The organism is Pseudoalteromonas sp. McH1-42, assembly GCF_022347845.1.
GTDB lineage: Bacteria > Pseudomonadota > Gammaproteobacteria > Enterobacterales > Alteromonadaceae > Pseudoalteromonas > Pseudoalteromonas rubra_D.
Window position 1 is genome coordinate 81538 of the sequence record NZ_JAKRFU010000016.1, and the last position, 17646, is coordinate 99183.

Consider the following 17646-nt stretch of genomic DNA (forward strand, 5'->3'; position numbering starts at 1 on the left):
GGGAGCAGCCGGTTTGAGCGCCGGCTGATAGCATGTTTATAGCTCTGCGAAGACTTTGGCACGCAATGCTTCACGAAAATTCTCGACCATCTTATGTTTGTCCTGCTCGGTGTGGCGGTCAAATACGCGGTTGTAGAACACACTGATGCTCACGTCTTCTTGTGGGTAATAATAGCTTCTGGATATATAACCGTTATTGTAGCCACCATGCATGTAGGCTACTTTGCCTGACAACGACGAAAATGTACTGTGCTCTGTTTTGCGCACAATACCAGCCCCATACTCCCGGGTTGTATCCATTGTGCTCAGGTTATTGAGCATTTGTGCTTTAATCGCAGCCGTAAACGGGGCCTGGGTTTTGCCAAAGGCGCTGAAAAATCGGCTGAGGTCTTTGGGTGTACTGACCATACCGCCATCTGCCGCACGATACCCCAGTTTAATGTGTCGATAACTTTTTAGTGTACCATCCTCCAGTTCATAGCCGTGAACCAGCTCCGCGCCCAGAGGTTCCCGCTGATAGTAATAGGTTTCGGTCATGCCCAGTGGTTCGAGTATTTGTTGACGGATTGCAATCGCCAGATCATAGCCCAGTAAGTCATCCAGTATGATCCCGAGTAACAGGTAGTTTGTGTTGGAGTAGTCAAAGCGGCTATCGACCTCAAATTGTGCGGGCTCATCATAAACATAACTCAGCATTTCAGTCACTTGCCAGTCGTGATTGGGCTCTGCTTTTGTCTTATGCCAGAACTGCGGCACACTCAGATAATCCTTCAGGCCGCTGGTATGTCGTAGCAAATGGCGCACTGTGATGGTACCGGTATTAGGAAGTCGGGTAGTAATGTCGTCTGGCAAATAGGTGTTGATACTGTTGTCCAGATCAATTTGCCCCTGTGCTGCCATCAGGTGAGTGAGTGTGGCAACAAAGCTCTTGGTATTACTAGCTATACGGAACAGGTGTTGTGGACTAAGCGGTACCTGAGTGTCCTGATTGGCCAGACCGCTAGTATAGGTTGCGGACCAACCGGGTGTGGCAACATAGACAGATACGCCTGTTAAACCAGCTGCGGCGACCTGGTCAAGCAAACTTTGATAGTCGGTGTTGATATCAAAGCGGATGTTTTCTTTTGTTTCGCTGAGCGACACGGGCATCGCTGCTGATTTTGGATTTGAGGTGTGCGTCACGGTGTTATCACTGCCACATCCAGTAAGTGCCAGACAGGCGGTAGAAAGTATAAAAGAGGAGAGTTTCATAATATTGCCCCTTAGTGCGTTGCCATTTGTTGTTTTAGCCCGGTTATAACAACGCATTCGCAAAAAGGTGTCCTGATCGATAAGGACAAACAAGGAAGGTGGGAAAATAAGAACTGGGTTTTTAGTTAACCGACTGAAAATTAAACTTATTTTTCTGTGGGAGGCGTGAGGCGGGCAACTGTTGAAGATCACAGCCTGCCCGTCTGAGAAAAAGACAGTGGCGATATTATTGCATGAGTTTTATTTCAATCATGCCAATATAGGCGCCTGAGTCACTGTGCACACCGGCAGAAAAGTCGCTGTCCGTGGGGTCACTGGTCAGTAGCATTATCGGTTCGGCCGGGCTGGTAGCTTGATTGGCTGACCCAAAACGTGTGCCACTGTCGCTGCCGGCATCGTAGACCTTCAGTTGGATCGTCTGGCTTTCAAGCCATTGGTTGTCTGTAAACAAGGGCAAGCTTTCCAGGCCGATAAACCAGTCGGGACTGGGGGCAACCATAGACACCACACTGAGCAACGAAAACGCCTGACTCGCTTCAAACGTAAAGGTCACGCTTTTGGCACTGCCTGACACACCCGATTCGTCAATCAGGTAGTTAGAATTCCCGGCATTCTGGATAGCGCTAATCTCCTCTTTAAGCTGAAATTTGGAACCGGTTTCAGCCATGCTTACCATGCCTGCTGACGCCGAGGCATCGGGTTTAAAGATGAAGCCGTCTGCATTGTGTGTCAGGCCGACGAGGGGGGAGAAGTGTGAATTCCCCGGGAAATTGGTGGGAAAGTTGTCGGCTTCCCAGGTTCTGGTAAAGGTAAGCTGATACGTTACCGTATCTTCGGCTTGCGCTGTGTCAGTGGTGTCTGTACTTGTATCTGTGCTCGTGTTGTCGCCTGAACTCCCTGCGTTATTGTCTGACGTATTAGTAGTAGTATTTGTATCGCTTGATGTATCTGTACTTGTTTCATTGCTCGTATTATTGCTGGCGTTGGTTTGGGTTGTGTCACCACCGCCTCCTCCACCGCATGCAGTCAGGGTGAACAGAATTAGGGCGCAAAGTGATGTGTTTGCTGTGCTCATATCAGCCTCGTGTGTGTGAGTCAGGGTCTGATAACAAGACCTGAACACCGTCTGGTCTATTTCATGAGGTGAGTAAAAAATGTGCATTTTAAGCCTGATGCATCGGCACTATAGATGTCTTAAGCAGGCCATATAGTGCGTGTACCGACTTGAGAGATCCTCAACTGTTTTTCCGGCTCAGGTATGTAAAACTCATACGTACATTATGTTATTCAAGGAACTATTATGAAACCTCTGATCTTAACGGCGCTGCTGAGCGGCTCGGCATTGGCTAATCCATTACTGGGTAGCTGGGAGTTTGTTGAAGGGCACTATGCCACGGAAGAGGGCATTGTGTCTGCCAAAGCCCCGGAATTAACCTCAGTGAAGTTAATCACGCCCACGCATCATAGCTATATCACCCAGAGCCAGGGAAAGTTCAAATACGCTGGCGGTGGTACTTATGTGCTGAAGGGAGACAGGTTTATTGAGACCTATGAGTACGGCAACGTCACCTCTTTGCTGGGCAGGACGATGGCCTTCAGTTATAAAGTGGAAGGCGATTTGTGGCACCATGAGCTGTACGAGAATGGCCAGTTTGTGGAGCGGGAAATCTGGAAGAAAGTGAAGTGACGCTAGCCTCATTAGCGCATCTGGCATTTAATGATGCGTAATTTGCAATAATCAGTTGAGCCCCTAGACTAACAGTAAGTCCATTGTTGTACCGGGGGCGTTATGAAGTGGGTTTTGTTCGTATGTCTGGCGCTGTGGCTCTGCGTCGGGTGGCCAGCCAGCGGCGCAACCGTTCAGGTGGTCACTGAATATCTGTACCCTTATCAAATCAAAAATGAGGACGGCTCGTTAGGCGGTTTTATGACCGAGGTTGTGCATGCTTTGTGCCAGCAGGTGGGCGATGTGCCGGACATTACTGTTATGCCCTGGGCACGGGCCTACCAGATAGCGGTTACGACCGAAAATGTGCTCATTTACTCCATTGTGCATACTCAGGCACGGAGTCCGCTGTTTCACTGGATAGGGGAAGTGCAAACGGACCCAATTTATTTATGGGGTCTGAAGCGTCGCTTTCCCGTGCAATCAGACGCTCTGATGTTGCTTAAACAGCACCGGGTGGCTGTATTGCGGGGGTCTAATGTTGCCCACTACCTGGCAAAACAGCAGTTCTCAAATCTCAAACCGCTCAGTTACGAAGAGCAATTGCTACAAATGCTGGAAAAAGATCGTCTGGATCTGGTGGTGGGCACCGAAGAAACCATCTGGCAGCGAGCGAATAAGGCGGGTATGGACTTTAATACCCTAAACAAGGTTGCGGAGTTGACAGAGCTTAATACCAATCTCAGTATTGCTTTTAATATTGACTCCGACCCCAAACTGGTGGCCCGCTATCGGGATGGCTTTGCTGCGATCAGCAGTAACGGCAAGCTGGCAGGCATACAGCAAAAGTGGTTTAAGTATGTGCAGGTCGCAAAACAATGAGTTGACCCGGCACGTCTGCCGGGCCTCCGTTAAGTTTATTTCAGTGTTTCGCCCAAAGAGACGGGCGCACTGGTCTGGGCTTTGATCGCATCGAGAACACTAACCAGTGTGGCATGTTGGCTGTCAGGGTGTGCTCGCAAACTGATGCTGGTGATATCCCCTTCTGCGCCGAGACGGGCGATGTTAATACTGACACTGTCGAGGTCGATTTGCCGATTGTTCAGGTAGATTTGATTCTTAGCATCGATTGAAAATACCGGCGTCAGGCTGGGCACCACAGAGGTGACCGCTTGATCCGTCCGGTTGAGCGGCAGGGCGCTTTCTCTGACAAAACTGGCGGTGACAATAAAGAAAATCAGCAGGATAAATACGATATCCAGCATGGGGTTCATGTCTACGGTGACGTCAGAAGGAGTACGTTGATGTGCAGTTTTTACCATAATTACAGGTCCTTTTTTGTTGTTTCTCTTTCAGCGTAGACCCCGGTTGTTAGTTTTGATTTAATGTACCGTTAATGTTTACAAACTTTTACTTTGCTCAAGGGCAGTGGTTGCAAGGCTGAATACGGACTGCCGTGTCGTTGTACATAGGAGCCTATGGCGCTGGGCTATGACCACAGTGATATTTGGGGGAACTGGAAACCAGCCAGCTGCATAAGTCGGCTGCAGTTGCTTGTTTCATGTCGCTGGTGAGTGATGCTGGCGGGCGTTGCAGGCAGCCGGCTGCTCACGAGCCGACTGTATTAAACTTTTTAGTTAGCGCTTTTTCTTCTTGCCCTGAACAGCTTTAAAGCGCGGGTTATCCTTGCAGATCACATACACACGACCACGACGCTTAACTACCTGACAGCCTGGACGAGACTTGGCACTTTTTAGCGAGCTGAGTACTTTCATGGTGATTATCCTTTTTTACCAGCCAGATTCTTAAAGCGGCGGTTAAACTGTGCAACACGGCCATCACTGGCAACCAGTTTTTGTTTACCTGTGTAGAAAGGGTGAGACTCGCTCGACACATCGATAGGCACATAAGGATAAGTCACTCCATCTACTTCTACTGTGCGGTCGGTTTTGATAGTAGAACCAACAATGAAATACTTGTCTACAGAGGTATCGTGAAAGGCAACTAAGTGGTAATCAGGGTGGATATCTGGCTTCATTTTCTTCTCCAATAATTCAGTGCGTGTGTTATATCATAACAAAACTGTAATGAAAATAGTAAATGAAAATAATTCGCAATCGTGTCTTTGTGGTTGGGCCAAATGAGAGTGAGTGTGGCGGCTTTAATGGATAAGCTGCCACCACTTAAAAGAACTATGATTGTTAGCGAGTGAGCTTACGGGCACGGAAATTACGGCCTTTCATTTTCCCTTCACTGATCATTTTGACTGCCTGATTGGCGTACTTGCGTTCTACCGCAACATAGGAGGACATGGCGGTGACTTTGATTTTACCGATTTGATCGCCTTGTAAGGTCTGATTGGCAGTCAGTGCCCCAAGAATGTCGCCCGGGCGTAACTTGGCTTTTTTGCCGCCATCAATTTGTATCGTGACCATAGGCGCGCGATTAATCTGAGCTGAGAGTACCTGCTCGCCCGGCAGTGCAGTGGGTTCAATTCGCAAGTCTAGGTAGTCTTCTAGCATATTCACTTTGTGTGATTCTTTGTAGCTCATCAGCGAGCAGGCTACCCCGGTTTTTCCGGCGCGACCTGTACGGCCAATGCGATGTACATGGACCTCAGGGTCGTGGGCAATGTGGTAGTTAATGACCATGTCGACATGGTCCACATCTATGCCTCGAGCTGCAACATCGGTCGCAACGAGCACAGTTAAGCTGCGGTTAGCAAAGCGTACCAGGGTTTTATCCCGATCTTTCTGATCCAGGTCACCATGCAGGGCTGCACAGTCAAAACCATAGTTTTGAAGCATCTCGCTGATGTCCTGACACTGGGCCTTGGTATTACAAAATACCACCGCAGCATTAGGTTGAAACTGTCGTAACAGCTTATGCAGTGCGGTGTCACGCTCGGCGTTGTCGGCCACCTCATAGAAATGCTGCTCTATGGTACTGTGGTCATGTTGCGCGATCACTTCAACCTTAACCGGGTCACGCATAATATGGCCAACCAGCTGTTCTATTTTCGCCGGGTAAGTGGCACTAAATAACAAATTCTGGCGCTGCTGTGGGCAGTGTGACACGATACAATCCAAGGCTTCTTCAAAGCCCATTTCCAGCATGCGATCCGCTTCGTCCAGCACAAAGGTATTGACCTCATCTAAACTCAGGCGACCTTTGCGCAAATGCTCTTCAATACGTCCGGGTGTGCCAACCACAATGTGCGCGCCGTGCTCCAGAGAGCCTATTTGTGGTCCCATTGGGGCGCCGCCGCACAAGGTCAACACTTTAATATTATGAATGGCTCGTGCCAGTTTACGGATCTCCACAGCGACCTGATCCGCCAGCTCCCGGGTAGGACAAACAACCAGCGCCTGCACCCGAAAGCGCTTAACCTTGAGATTATGAAGCAGGCCAAGGGCAAATGCTGCGGTTTTTCCCGAGCCGGTTTTGCCCTGACCGATGACGTCTTTCCCGGCCAGGATCTGTGGCAGTGTATGAGCCTGGATGTCGGTCATGGTGTGATAACCCAGAGAGGTCAGGTTTTCTTGCAAAGCAGGGGACAAATTGATGCTGGAAAATGGCGTGGAGGTGCTCATAGCTGGTTTCTTTTTGGTTGAAAGGGTAAGTATAACATGCCACGGAAGCAGACTACCCGATGGTATGTCTTGCCCGGTGGCATCGTGTTTTGCTGCAAAGTTAGCGTGTTAAACGTTTTACTTCGCTCCGCTAGTCGGGTTGGACTTTTTCTGTGCAGCCGGTTTGTGACTCGCCGGTTTATTCTGGCTGTTAGCTGGGCGCCTTCTGCGACGTTTTGGCGCGCCTTGTTTGTCATTGCCAGCGTCCGATTTTTGGTTGCTTTTTGGTTTGTTGGCCTGGCCGTTCTGCCCACCTTGCTGAGCCGTATTGGTTTTCGGCTTCTTGGGCTTTTTAGGTTTTTTGGGTTTAATGGGGCGTGTGTCTAACTTTGACTCTGGTACCGGGTTTTGTGGCTCAAAGCCCGGTTCAACAACCCGTGGGATCAGTTGTTGGATCAGTCTCTCAATGCCAAACAGGTCACTGGCGACGTCTTCGCTGACAAAGGAAACGGCTTCACCTGTCGCGCCTGCACGGCCTGTACGACCAATACGATGCACGTAATCTTCATACACATTTGGCAAGTCAAAGTTGACAACATGTGGCAGCTCCTGGATATCCAGGCCTCGCGCGACGATGTCGGTGGCCACCAGCACACGCAACTCGCTACTTTTAAAGCCCGCAAGTGCTTTCATACGCGCACTCTGGCTCTTGTTACCATGAATGGCTGCCGCGTTAATTTTGCTTTTCTCCAGATCCCGTACCAGGCGATTGGCCCCATGTTTGGTGCGCGTAAAGACCAGTACCTGTTGCCAGTCATGGGTCGTCAGCAGGTGTTTAAGCAGTGCTGTACGGCGACTTTTATCAACCGGGTACACCCATTGGGTTACGCTTTTGGCGGTGCTGTTTGCTGGTGCCACGGATATCTCAACCGGATCCTGGATCAGGCCTTTTGCCAGATTGCGGATCTCATCAGAAAAGGTGGCTGAAAACAGCAGGTTCTGGCGACGCTGTGGCAGTAGTTTGATCAGGCGTTTGATATCATGAATAAATCCCATATCCAGCATTCTGTCAGCTTCGTCGAGTACAAACATCTCCAGTTGATCAAATTTCACAGCATTTTGCTGGTACAAATCGAGCAGTCTGCCAGGCGTTGCAACCAGCACGTCGGCGCCTTTGCGCAATTTCATCATTTGAGGGTTGATTTTGACCCCGCCATAGACAACCTGACAAGATAAGGTCAGATGTTTGCTGTACAGCTCAACACTTTGCCAGACCTGATCGGCCAGCTCGCGTGTGGGTGTCAGGATTAAAGCTCTGACCTGATTGGCCTGGACCTTTGGTTTTTTACTGAGTAGTTCCAGCATTGGCAGGGTAAAACCTGCGGTTTTACCTGTGCCGGTCTGGGCTGCCGCCATGATGTCTCGCCCTTGCAGGATAGCGGGGATCGCTTGCTCCTGAATGGGGGTTGGCGTTGAGTAGCCCTGATCGGCTACGGCTTGATTGATTTCTGGAGATAAGCCGAGACTGCTGAAGCTCATGATTGTGTACTCTGAAGAATGCGGGCCGGAAGAGTACAAGATTTACCCCAACATAGCAATTTTTGTCACCTTTTGATATTTGCCAGGGCCGTTATTGCGGGCGACGGTGAGCTGGCAGAGAGTCAGCCGGGTTGCTCACTGAGCAGCTCTGCAACCGGGATCTGATAAAAGCGTGCCAGGTCACCAGCGGTGCGATAATAGACGCGACTGCCACATTCGGCACGTTTCAGTGTGGCAATAGACACACACAAAGCCTGATCCTGGCAAGCACAGGCCAATTTTTCCTGACTCAGGCCCAGGCTTTTTCTAAGTTCCTTGAGCCGATGACAATTGAGTTTCACTCTGCCGTCCATTGAGATGCTCCTGACTGAATTTGGGATCAAAGGCTAGCAGCCATTGGAGCCTTTTGCCACATACCATTAACACTTCAGGTGTTCAGATTATGCTACAGGCTGTCAGCTTTTTTTCACCCTAATGGCTTAGGTTTCAAGGTTGGGTAACTGATACCAAACTGATACTGAACTGATACCACAAAGCGGTTCATTCGCATCTACACTGAGGGCCAGTTGAATAAGCCCCGCATGGTGCGGGATTACTGGAAATAATAAGGAAACTATTATGTCTCAAACAGTTCATAACCTGGGCGCCTATGGTGCAGTTGTACTGGCGAAAGATTTCAGCAAAGACTTTATCAATGCGTTTGAGCACATCAATCAGCGTGACGGTGTTAAAATCACCCCATTGGCTGGTCAGTCGCAATTGGTGAATGGCACTAACTATGCGTTTTATTGTTTGGTTGAGCCGGTTGTTGCACCGGGTGTGGCAAAAGTAAACAAGCTTGAAGTTATCGTGATCCATGCGCTGGATGACAAGTACACAGAAACGGCAGAGCGCGTATTAAGCCGCCCTGTACTTGTGCCACCTATTGGTTCATTCGACGGTGTTGCACTGCGTGATGATTTCACTGAGGCTGAGCAAGCGGCTGCAGAGCAGATAGAGTCGCTGGTTGGCGTACATTATGACATCCTGGCTGCACAGCAACAGGTTGTTGCAGGTCTGAACTTTGTCTTTTACTCAGTCGTTAAGCCAGCGACACGCAATGGCCAGGCGTTCTTCGCAGAGATTGAAGCACACCGCAACCTGGAAGGTCGACTAGAGAATTTTAACCTTATCCCGGTTAAGCCATAACCGATACACTTTTTGGCAACGTTGATAATGGGCCGTTCAGACTGAGTCTGAGCGGCTTTTTTATGTGTTGCTTTGCTTGAACGGGTGATTGGAACTGGATTTGTACACAGGTTGTCTTGTGCAATGTGTAAATATTCCAGGCTACAGATGGATTATGGCGGTTCCGTCCCGAGTGTGTTTGTGATTGCTTGCTATACTGAGTGAAAACACCACAAGGACACTGACAATGCACGTGATTCTGTTATTAGCGACGTTATTCTTTACTGCCACGGCCTTAGCCAATGAAAAACAAGCCCCGCCGCTTAATCCCGCATATAAGGGGGAGCATGGGATGGCATTGATGAACAGAGGCTCCCGTATTTACGCCACGAACTTTCCATCATACAGCTTACCTAACGACATACATGTGGTATATCGTTTGGAAAATCCGGATGTGGCTTTTTTAAGCCTGGTTCGTGACTCAAAACTCATCACCATTAAGCCAGAGCCGTTTAATTTACAGCGACTTGAGCGCGGCGAAGAAGTGACGATTATGGCCGATGTATACGAGGGCCATTATGCCCGTGGGGGTCGTTTGGTGTATCCCGAGCGACAACTGGTACTGAGTGATAAACTATTTGCCCGCAAGCTCAGTAAACTGGAACCTGCTTCACAATGGCATGAATATGACGTCATAGAAATCAATAAAACGGAGCGGATATATGTGCATAAGATCCAGCAAAAGCCCAGTTTCAATCATCTGATCTTCGTTGATTTAACTGGCGCCTGTTTGCAAAAATTCCGCGCCTCCAAGCGGGTGCCCAGCGAGGGAGAGTTAACCTACAAGTTCATTAATTGCGGTACGTTGAAGCCGCTTTTCTATGATGCAGAGAGTTATATGTAAGGCTTAACCGGACGAGTTAATGTGATTTTATACCTATTTGCTCCTTCAAATTGAACAGGTATTAAGCGAAATTGGTATTATAAAAGGGCTGCGATGTGCAGCCCTTTTGGTTGGGGGTTAAAGTGAATTACCGTTTTTGTCTATGGCATCAAATTGATGGCCATCAGGCCCACCATCCCGAGGGGGAACGAGGACTTCTATGGCATTACTGCCAGCCACTGCATTCGGATCGGTCAGTGAGCGTAGGAAAGTTGCCAGATAATGAATTTCATCACTGGTGAAGTGTTTGATGATTGCTTCGTCGCCGCGGTCGGAGATGGCCCGGTTCTGAGCATTCAGTGTGAGTACAAAGTCTTCGCCTCCGCCAACAATCTGGCGGCATTGGTCTGTCGTCAGGTGCTGAAATTGAGGTAACTGACAGGTTTCTACATTGTGATAGAAGCTTTCCAGAGAGCCGGTTACATCATTATAGTGTTCAATAACGCGTTCCAGTGTCTGGAAGACTCCTTTGTCACCATAAGGGGCAGTGATCCCGACGTTCAGCAGACTGGGCATCCGGAACTGGTTTTTAGCGTTGCCATCTGCCACGGCGTTCGGGCCAATTTGCGGGTAGAGAGGACCGCGGGTTTTTTCGGGTGTAAACATCACGCCATCGTGGCAGTTTGCACAGCCTGCGGAGGTGTAAAACAGCAAGGCACCGCGTTTCTCGGTATTATTTAGACCGGCCAGATCGCCTTCTATGTAATTGAAGAAAGGGTTGTCGATAAACAGGAACGAGGCCTGATAGGCGGCAAGGGCTCTGGCGATGCGCAAAAAGTTAACCTGTTCATCACCATAGGCTGCTGAAAAATGGCTTTTCCATTCATCGGATAAGCGAGAGGCGATAAATTCACGGTAGACTTGCGGCGATTCAAAACTGCTTGGATCGCCCATTTCAGCGGCGGCTGTCACCGGGAAATGTGCCTGTGCCATGAGCAAACGCAATGGGTCGGTATTCGCAACCTGACTATTCATCAGTCGGGTAACTTCATCTTCGGGTGTCATAATCGGCGCGGTTGATACCAGGCCAACTTCGCTTTCCCGGTTGCTCTGGCGTAATTTAACGCGTTGGTCCCAGAACATGCTGTTGACCCATAAGGCGGTGTTACAGATCTGGGGCGAACTGCGCCCAACTGAAGGGATTATACTCCCATCGGTACGCCCCAGTCCCATCACGTCCGGGTTTTCGGCATTGACGCCAATAGATAAAGACAAGCCGTCACTGCCGCAGCCTTGTGCCGGGTGGTGGCATGAAGCGCAGGAGGTATCGTAATCCTGACTCAGTGCTTTACTGAAAAACAGCCTTTTGCCCAGGGCAATTAATTGCGGATCTTCCTGGCGACGATAGCGTGCAACATACGCCTGCATATCTTCCAGTCCCTGCTGCAACTCATAGTGCGCAATGACTTTATCCATACAAGTGTCCAGTTGGTCATCGGGGACGGCATTGAGATCATTGGTGCCGCACAAATCGACCAGGCGAGCAATGCCAATATTGATCACTGAGCCATTACGCATGCCATCATTGCTGTCGGTCGACAGAGTGGTCACTGTTTCGGTGTTTGAAGGATCGCTGATGAGCTTGTTTTTGTCTCTGCCTTTGGCAAAAGCCTGAACAAAGTAGCTGTATTCAGTGCCTGCCATTGCACTGTTATCCTGATAAAAGGTTAGTGTGGTGCGGGCAATACGTTTGCCATCACGATAAATGCGATAGCCTTTAATGTTGCTGGTGTCTTCGGGGGCTTGCCAGGTCAGTGCAACCTGATTACTGCTGTGCACTTTTGCGGTTAACTGCTGTGGCGTGGGCAGTGTGTTGGTGTCCGCTTGTGCCAGTGCAGAGCATAAGCACAAGGGCAGCAACCATCGCCAAAATTGTCTTGATTTCATGGATAGGTTCCTTAACAGCCAAACCTGGTTGGGTAGCGCTCCGGTATAGCTGTACATATAACGTAATTGAGAGTGTGAATAGCTTTCCTCACGTGCGATCAGAAAAGTCATTATTGTGTGGAATAAAAAATTGTCATTCCAACATTAGTGTAGGAATGAAATAAGGAAAAAATGTGTAGTTATTCTGTTTTTAACCATCCTTTTTTCTGTTTTTTTGTCAGTTTTTACTAGAGTATTTATTCAAAGGTGGGTGATGCGCAGCAAAGATAAACAGTAATGAGACCAGGTAATTAGTCTGGCTCATTGTAAACAATAGCTAGTTAATACGATTACCCGGTTCAGAAGGGAGAAGCATTCTTAAGTGATGGCACTTCGGGCCAGTTATGGTGAATGTGCGGATGAAGTTAAGCGTCGCATTGTGCGGCAATCACAGAGGCTGTTGTGTGGGTAACTGACACACTTTGTGTGCCAGTTACTGTTTAGCAGGTTATCAATAGACGTAATTGGCAAATGAACACATGTCGCCGGTACAAGTTACGCCAGAGTCGAGTGTAAAGTAGTACACTTGTTCAATTGAACTGACATCGATGTGTGACAATGCATTGTAGTGCAAATTGAGGTAGTTTATTTGGCTGTTATTTGTTAAATCGAGTGACGTGATCTGGTTACTTGCCAAGTTTAGCTCAGTCAGCGCACTGTTATCCGATGTATCTAGCTCCGTTAGTTGATTACTTTCTGCCAGTAAGTACTCTAATGCGGCACTATTGGCGAGGTTTAGCTGAGCGATATTGTTGTTTCTTGCATCAACATAAGTGAGCTCGGCTTGACCAGATATATCTAACTTACTGAGTTGGTTACCGTAGACTGACAAGCTCTTCAAAGCTGAGTTGGATGCGAGGTCAAGCTGCGCCAACTGGTTGTAGTTTACATTCACTGACGAGAGTCTTGTGCTTGCCGTGGTATCCAGGTGCGTCAACAGGTTGTTGTCTAATTCCAGCGTAACAAGAGATGGGGCCGCCGTTAGGTTGAGCTCTGTCAGCTGGTTGTATGTTGCCCGTAGCTCAGTAAGAGAATCCTGACTGCCCACAATCAGAGAAGACAGTTGATTGTTTTCCACATTCAGGGAAGTAAGAGCTGGGTTGTTGCTCAGGTTCAATTTAGTGAGTTGATTTGAATTTGTATCTAAAGTCTCTAGTGCTGAGGCAGCAGATAGTTCCAGCTCTGTCAACTGGTTGTAAGCAAGCCTGAGTGTTTTGAGCGCAGCGATACCGGATAGGCTAACTGAATTGAGCAGGTTGTCACTGGCATTGAGATAAGCCAGAGAAGGCGCATTGGTGATTTTCAAAGTATCCAGTGGATTGCTGCTCAGATATACCGATTCTAGCAGGGGCAGATCTGCAATATGCAATGACGTCAGTTGGTTGCCATCAGCATCAAGGTGATTAAGCACAGTGTTGCTGGCAATGTTCAATTGCGTAAGATGATTATAAGGCAAATTCACAAACTCTAGTTGTGTGTTGGCAGATAAGTCGATGTGGGCCAGTGCATTGCTGCTTACTGATAGGCTAGTTAACTCTGTGTTGTTGGAGATATCCAGTTGTTCCAGTGCATTGAAATCGGCTGAGAGGTAAGACAGTTTGGCATTGTGTGAGAGATCAAGGCTGGTAAGCGGTGTCGACCAGATTGACAGACGCTCAAGTGCCGGTGTTTTAGACAGGTCAAGACTGTTAAGGGGCAAACTGTTAATGTCGAGGTCAATGAGCTTAGGATGAGCGGATAAATCCAAGTTGCTTATTGGCATAGAGCTCAGTTTCAGGTCTTCTAGTTGTTTTAACTCAGAGAGTGTCAGGTCGTTCAGATGAGCACTGTTTACTCTGAGTTCTTTTAAATTGGGAGTGGCAGAAACATCCAGCTGAGTTAGCTGCGTGGCAGACACTGACAGGTACTTCAGCTGTGCGTTATTGGATAAATCGAGCATGGTGATCTGCTCACTTGAAACTGACAACTTCTCAAGTAATGGGTTATTACGAATATTTAGGTTTTGTATGCCCCACGCCAGGACAGCCAACTCTGTCAGCGAGGTGTTTTTAGAGAGGTCCAGCGCAGTGAGTCGAGAGTTGTATATTTGCAGTGTTTGCAGCGCTGTGTTTTTGCTTACGTCCAGCTCAATAAGCGCATCGCTTTCGATTTGCAATCTGGTGAGCTTGGTGTTTTTGGAAACATCTAACTGTTGCAAACTATATGCGAATACCGTGAGTTCCTCCAGGTCCGTATTTTGGTCTAGTGTAATGGTTTTCAGCTGAGCGCCTGATGCAGACAGCTTTGTGAGGGCTTTGAAGTTTGAAAAATCCAACTCGGTAAACTCATCACCAGACACCGCCAGCTCAGTCAGTGAATTATTCACTGGAAAGTTCAGTTGCGTTAGCTGGTTGTTCGACAAGTGAAGCGCCCCAAGCATTGGGTTGCGAGAGATATCCAACACACTTAGCTGATTGTTTTGTACGTTGAGCTCTGTGAGGTTAGGCAGTCCTGACAAGTCCAGGGTGGAGAGATTGTTGGATGCCAGATTTAAAATGGTCAGAGCTGGGTTGTTGGACAGGTCAATTGTGGTTAACGCATTACCGGACAGATCGACACTTGTCAGGACGCTATTCTTGCTGAGATCAAGTTGGGTAAGTTGATTGTCGGATATCCACAAATATTCCAGCTGTGTCGCATCAGTGAGATCCAGACTGGTTATCCGGTTGCTAATCATTTCCAGATTTCTCAATTGCGATGCGTTTGCTAAGTTCAGGCTACTCAGCGGGGTGTCGTAGAGATACACACTAGAGAGTGCTGAATTGTGTGATAGATCCAGCGCTGTGATTGCCAGGTTACTAATCCAAAGGTGAACAAGCTTGGTCTTGTCAGAGAGATCCAGAGTGGTTAGTGGCGTATTGTTAAGACTCAGACCTTCTAGGTTTAGGTTAGTGCTGAGATCAAGATCGGATAGCACCTGACTGCTTATTCCCAGAGAGACTAAGTCAGGGTTGTTGGACACATCCAGCGTTTCTAATTGAGCAGCGTTTACGGATAAGGAATAGAGCTGCTTATTTTGTGTGATATCCAGGGTTGTAAGTCGTCCACTGTCTATTCTCAGGTCTAGAAGAGCGATATTTTTGGATACATCCAAAGACTGGACCTGGCTGTCATTCACGTACAGGTGCGCGAGTTTCGTGTTGTTTGATACATCAAGTGCCGTAAGCTGTGCGCTTGAAATCGTCAATGAGCTTAGCTCCAGGTTTTCTGAGACGTCCAGGTTTACCAGGTTTTGACCGTACAGGTCTAGAGATTGGAGCTTTCTAAAGTGCTTGATGGGGTCTGCGTTACTGACAGGTTGATCACAGTACAAATAAGTGACTTCGTCAGCGTACTGATAGTCACCATGGTTGGCCAAGCACTGTGCCAATGCTGGGTCTAGATCCAGTTCACTGATAGCTATACGAGGTTTAAATTCAATATCAACAGTACAGGCTGCCTGCATGTTTTCAATGATATACTGATTACCAGTCAGTGTGCCGCCACACCCTGTCGCAGAGTCCGTGTAATAGCCCTCGCCGGGTTCTAATACTAAATGAACAGTGCCTCCTTTGGGCACTTCTCGCGTTGCAGGCGTAGCGCTACCGGAGCCGGTAATATTGGTGTTCAGGGTAAAGGTTTCGATTGAAGCAGATTGACTTGTATCATTCGTGTTGTCACTGCTACCGCCACAGCCACTCAAAAAAAGAGAGAGCAGAGCTGCCGCAGGGAAAATAGATCTGTGTGTCACTTGGGTACTCCAGAGGCTTTATTGTTAGATTGCCGTATTGCAGCGACCTATAGGGCGCTGTATTGGCATTGTTTTCGCCTATTGTAATCCTGTACCTGAAAAAACTATATAGTAAATGTAGTAAAATATGAAACTATTATTAGATCCCTTGTTAACACTGGGAGTTTCAGTGTTGCCGCATGCTTTTATTATTTCAATTGCTAGTTCAGCCTGTGTAGCAAATTTCGCAGCTGAGATATTGTATGTTGGCTGAAAACCCGAATGCCATTGCGGGTCAATAATGCTGCCGTTACGCCTGAACCATTGATTTTGACGCCACTAAATGTGCCATTATAGATTTTTGCACTGCCACAGGAAGGGCTTCCTTGTGCCAGCACGGCATATTTGATTTGTTGTTGCTGGCACAGTGCCAATGCGTTTTCTGCGCCTTCAATAAATGCTGCAGTGACGTCAGTGCCATCTTTCTCAATTACCCTGGTCGCGCCGTTGAGCACATCCAGACCTTGTCCTGCTGTGATTTCAGCCGGGGCTCTGGGTGTGGGTAACCCCGCTGATACTTCAGGGCAAAGCGCAACCAGTGTCATATTTGATTGAAGCCAGTGTAAATCAGCATCGGGGATCGACAAACAGCTGGCATTGTAGCGAACTTTGTTGCCAAGCAAGCAGGCACTTACAAGCACTTTTTCCAACAGTAACTCCTTTCTAAACAGCCCAAGTCTGGGTAATTGACTGAGGTGGCCAGTCTTATATTCGGTATGACCTTTAGCCATAGCTAATCGGAACTAAGCTTTTAGGCCATTACCTCTGAGTTAGGGGTGTACACTGGCACCGCCAAATTGTTCTGCCAGGTAATTGATTATCTCCACAGGATCAGTAATCGTATGGTGCTTGTTTAAAATAAGAACAGGCAGCCACTGGTTGTCTTCACCTAAAAGTGCAACAACTTCACTGCGAGGTTTTGCAAAGCCGATACGACGAACATCAACAGCCTCTAGCCAATGTGGGTTGGCCGATAACGCCCCTTCTATTAATGCGCAATGTGAACAAATCCACATTTTTCCGGGACCGTCTTCGAACGGCATTTTCAGAACAAATAATTTTGGTTTCATGGGCTGCGCCACACTCGCACAATTGATTGGTTAGTCAATCCTAACATACTGAAAGGACGTCTAAAATAGACTTTTAGTAAACACTGAGAGCGTTTATATATTCAGCACTGTTATGGAGGTGGGGTCGGTGCTTGTTTTCAAATAAAAGCATCTGGAGAGTGGTAATTTAGCAGTCTAATCGGTGATGTAGAGGTTACTTATTAGTTTGCTTAGTTACCGCCACCACCATTCGTGTTCTTATTATTCACTTCAATACGCATGCTGGTTTTATTTCAGGAGCAAGGCGCGTCGAGCAGATAGATGGCGGAGCGCCAGGGGCTTTTTAGAAAAGAGAAATGTTTGCCTGTCGCACGCAAAGCTTCAGTGTAAGTGTTTTGGTAAAGCGTAGGGGCTTTTACCGAGTGGGACTTCTAACCTGTTGCTGTTCTTTTTTGGCTCTGAACCTATCATTTCGTCGTAAGCACTTTCGTGTCTGAGCGCTATTTCATGGATATCAAATTGTTCAAAGTATTCCCGCATCTCTGTTAAATTCCGGGTTAATAACGTTGTTTTTTCATTTTGCCAGACGATGTGCTCTTCGCCGTTTATGATGACTATTGCCTGGTACAGCGCCTGATCAAGCGAGTTAATGACCAGCTTATCAATTTTTTTTGTTGCCAAGTCTCTATAGAATACCTTCATGTCTTCGTCACCGTATATGAATG

At 47.9% G+C, this 17646-nt stretch carries 17 protein-coding genes; 4 read left to right on the forward strand and 13 right to left on the reverse strand.

Annotation, left to right across the window (positions count from 1 at the left end; genetic code table 11):
- Nucleotides 1–36: 36 nt before the first annotated feature.
- Together MHN31_RS15315 and MHN31_RS15320 are read right to left on the reverse strand one after the other, a co-directional pair.
- Nucleotides 37–1251: a serine hydrolase domain-containing protein gene (locus MHN31_RS15315; RefSeq protein ID WP_194867966.1), complete on the reverse strand. Its 1215-nt coding sequence runs from the start codon at nt 1249–1251 to the stop codon at nt 37–39.
- A gap of 226 nt (nt 1252–1477) precedes the next feature.
- On the reverse strand, nt 1478–2326 hold the full coding sequence (locus MHN31_RS15320) for a spondin domain-containing protein (RefSeq protein ID WP_239444651.1): 849 nt from the start codon (nt 2324–2326) through the stop codon (nt 1478–1480).
- A gap of 225 nt (nt 2327–2551) precedes the next feature.
- On the opposite strand from MHN31_RS15320, the gene MHN31_RS15325 reads away from it, so the two are divergent.
- A complete protein-coding gene (locus MHN31_RS15325) occupies nt 2552–2938 on the forward strand; it encodes a hypothetical protein (protein ID WP_239444652.1) in 387 nt (128 codons plus the stop codon).
- A gap of 102 nt (nt 2939–3040) precedes the next feature.
- Complete coding sequence (locus MHN31_RS15330; protein WP_239444653.1) at nt 3041–3799, forward strand: transporter substrate-binding domain-containing protein; 759 nt, start codon at nt 3041–3043, stop codon at nt 3797–3799.
- A 35-nt stretch (nt 3800–3834) separates the two neighbouring features.
- On the opposite strand, the gene MHN31_RS15335 is transcribed toward MHN31_RS15330, so the two are convergent.
- From MHN31_RS15335 to MHN31_RS15360, 6 genes are all read right to left on the reverse strand, one after another.
- Nucleotides 3835–4239 (reverse strand): biopolymer transporter ExbD, encoded by a 405-nt coding sequence (locus MHN31_RS15335; protein WP_125562878.1) that lies wholly within the window; start codon nt 4237–4239, stop codon nt 3835–3837.
- 315 nt (nt 4240–4554) lie between these two features.
- Nucleotides 4555–4692, reverse strand: coding sequence for a type B 50S ribosomal protein L36 (ykgO, locus tag MHN31_RS15340; protein WP_046003577.1), 138 nt, complete (start codon nt 4690–4692; stop codon nt 4555–4557).
- Between the two features lie 5 nt (nt 4693–4697).
- Entirely contained in the window at nt 4698–4955 is a 258-nt protein-coding gene (locus MHN31_RS15345) for a type B 50S ribosomal protein L31 (RefSeq protein WP_010384175.1), read from the reverse strand.
- A 163-nt stretch (nt 4956–5118) separates the two neighbouring features.
- Nucleotides 5119–6510 carry an ATP-dependent RNA helicase DbpA gene (dbpA, locus tag MHN31_RS15350; protein WP_239444654.1) on the reverse strand — a complete coding sequence of 464 codons (1392 nt, stop codon included), beginning with the start codon at nt 6508–6510 and terminating at the stop codon, nt 5119–5121.
- 117 nt (nt 6511–6627) lie between these two features.
- A complete protein-coding gene (locus tag MHN31_RS15355) occupies nt 6628–8028 on the reverse strand; it encodes a DEAD/DEAH box helicase (protein ID WP_239444655.1) in 1401 nt (466 codons plus the stop codon).
- A gap of 122 nt (nt 8029–8150) precedes the next feature.
- Nucleotides 8151–8381, reverse strand: coding sequence for a helix-turn-helix transcriptional regulator (locus tag MHN31_RS15360; RefSeq protein WP_125562872.1), 231 nt, complete (start codon nt 8379–8381; stop codon nt 8151–8153).
- A gap of 265 nt (nt 8382–8646) precedes the next feature.
- On the opposite strand from MHN31_RS15360, the gene MHN31_RS15365 reads away from it, so the two are divergent.
- Together MHN31_RS15365 and MHN31_RS15370 are read left to right on the forward strand one after the other, a co-directional pair.
- Nucleotides 8647–9216 (forward strand): hypothetical protein, encoded by a 570-nt coding sequence (locus MHN31_RS15365; RefSeq protein ID WP_138538577.1) that lies wholly within the window; start codon nt 8647–8649, stop codon nt 9214–9216.
- Nucleotides 9217–9442: 226 nt separating this feature from the next.
- Complete coding sequence (locus MHN31_RS15370) at nt 9443–10099, forward strand: hypothetical protein (RefSeq protein ID WP_125562870.1); 657 nt, start codon at nt 9443–9445, stop codon at nt 10097–10099.
- Nucleotides 10100–10216: 117 nt separating this feature from the next.
- On the opposite strand, the gene MHN31_RS15375 is transcribed toward MHN31_RS15370, so the two are convergent.
- The 5 genes from MHN31_RS15375 to MHN31_RS15395 form a co-directional block, all read right to left on the reverse strand.
- Nucleotides 10217–12025, reverse strand: a complete 1809-nt coding sequence (locus MHN31_RS15375) for a cytochrome c peroxidase (RefSeq protein ID WP_239444656.1) — start codon at nt 12023–12025, stop codon at nt 10217–10219.
- 490 nt (nt 12026–12515) lie between these two features.
- Entirely contained in the window at nt 12516–15833 is a 3318-nt protein-coding gene (locus MHN31_RS15380) for a hypothetical protein (protein ID WP_239444657.1), read from the reverse strand.
- A gap of 200 nt (nt 15834–16033) precedes the next feature.
- Entirely contained in the window at nt 16034–16522 is a 489-nt protein-coding gene (locus tag MHN31_RS15385; RefSeq protein WP_239444658.1) for a DUF523 domain-containing protein, read from the reverse strand.
- Nucleotides 16523–16642: 120 nt separating this feature from the next.
- Entirely contained in the window at nt 16643–16942 is a 300-nt protein-coding gene (locus tag MHN31_RS15390; RefSeq protein ID WP_239444659.1) for a DUF3088 family protein, read from the reverse strand.
- A 360-nt stretch (nt 16943–17302) separates the two neighbouring features.
- On the reverse strand, nt 17303–17623 hold the full coding sequence (locus MHN31_RS15395; protein ID WP_239444660.1) for a DUF6482 family protein: 321 nt from the start codon (nt 17621–17623) through the stop codon (nt 17303–17305).
- Nucleotides 17624–17646: the final 23 nt, after the last annotated feature.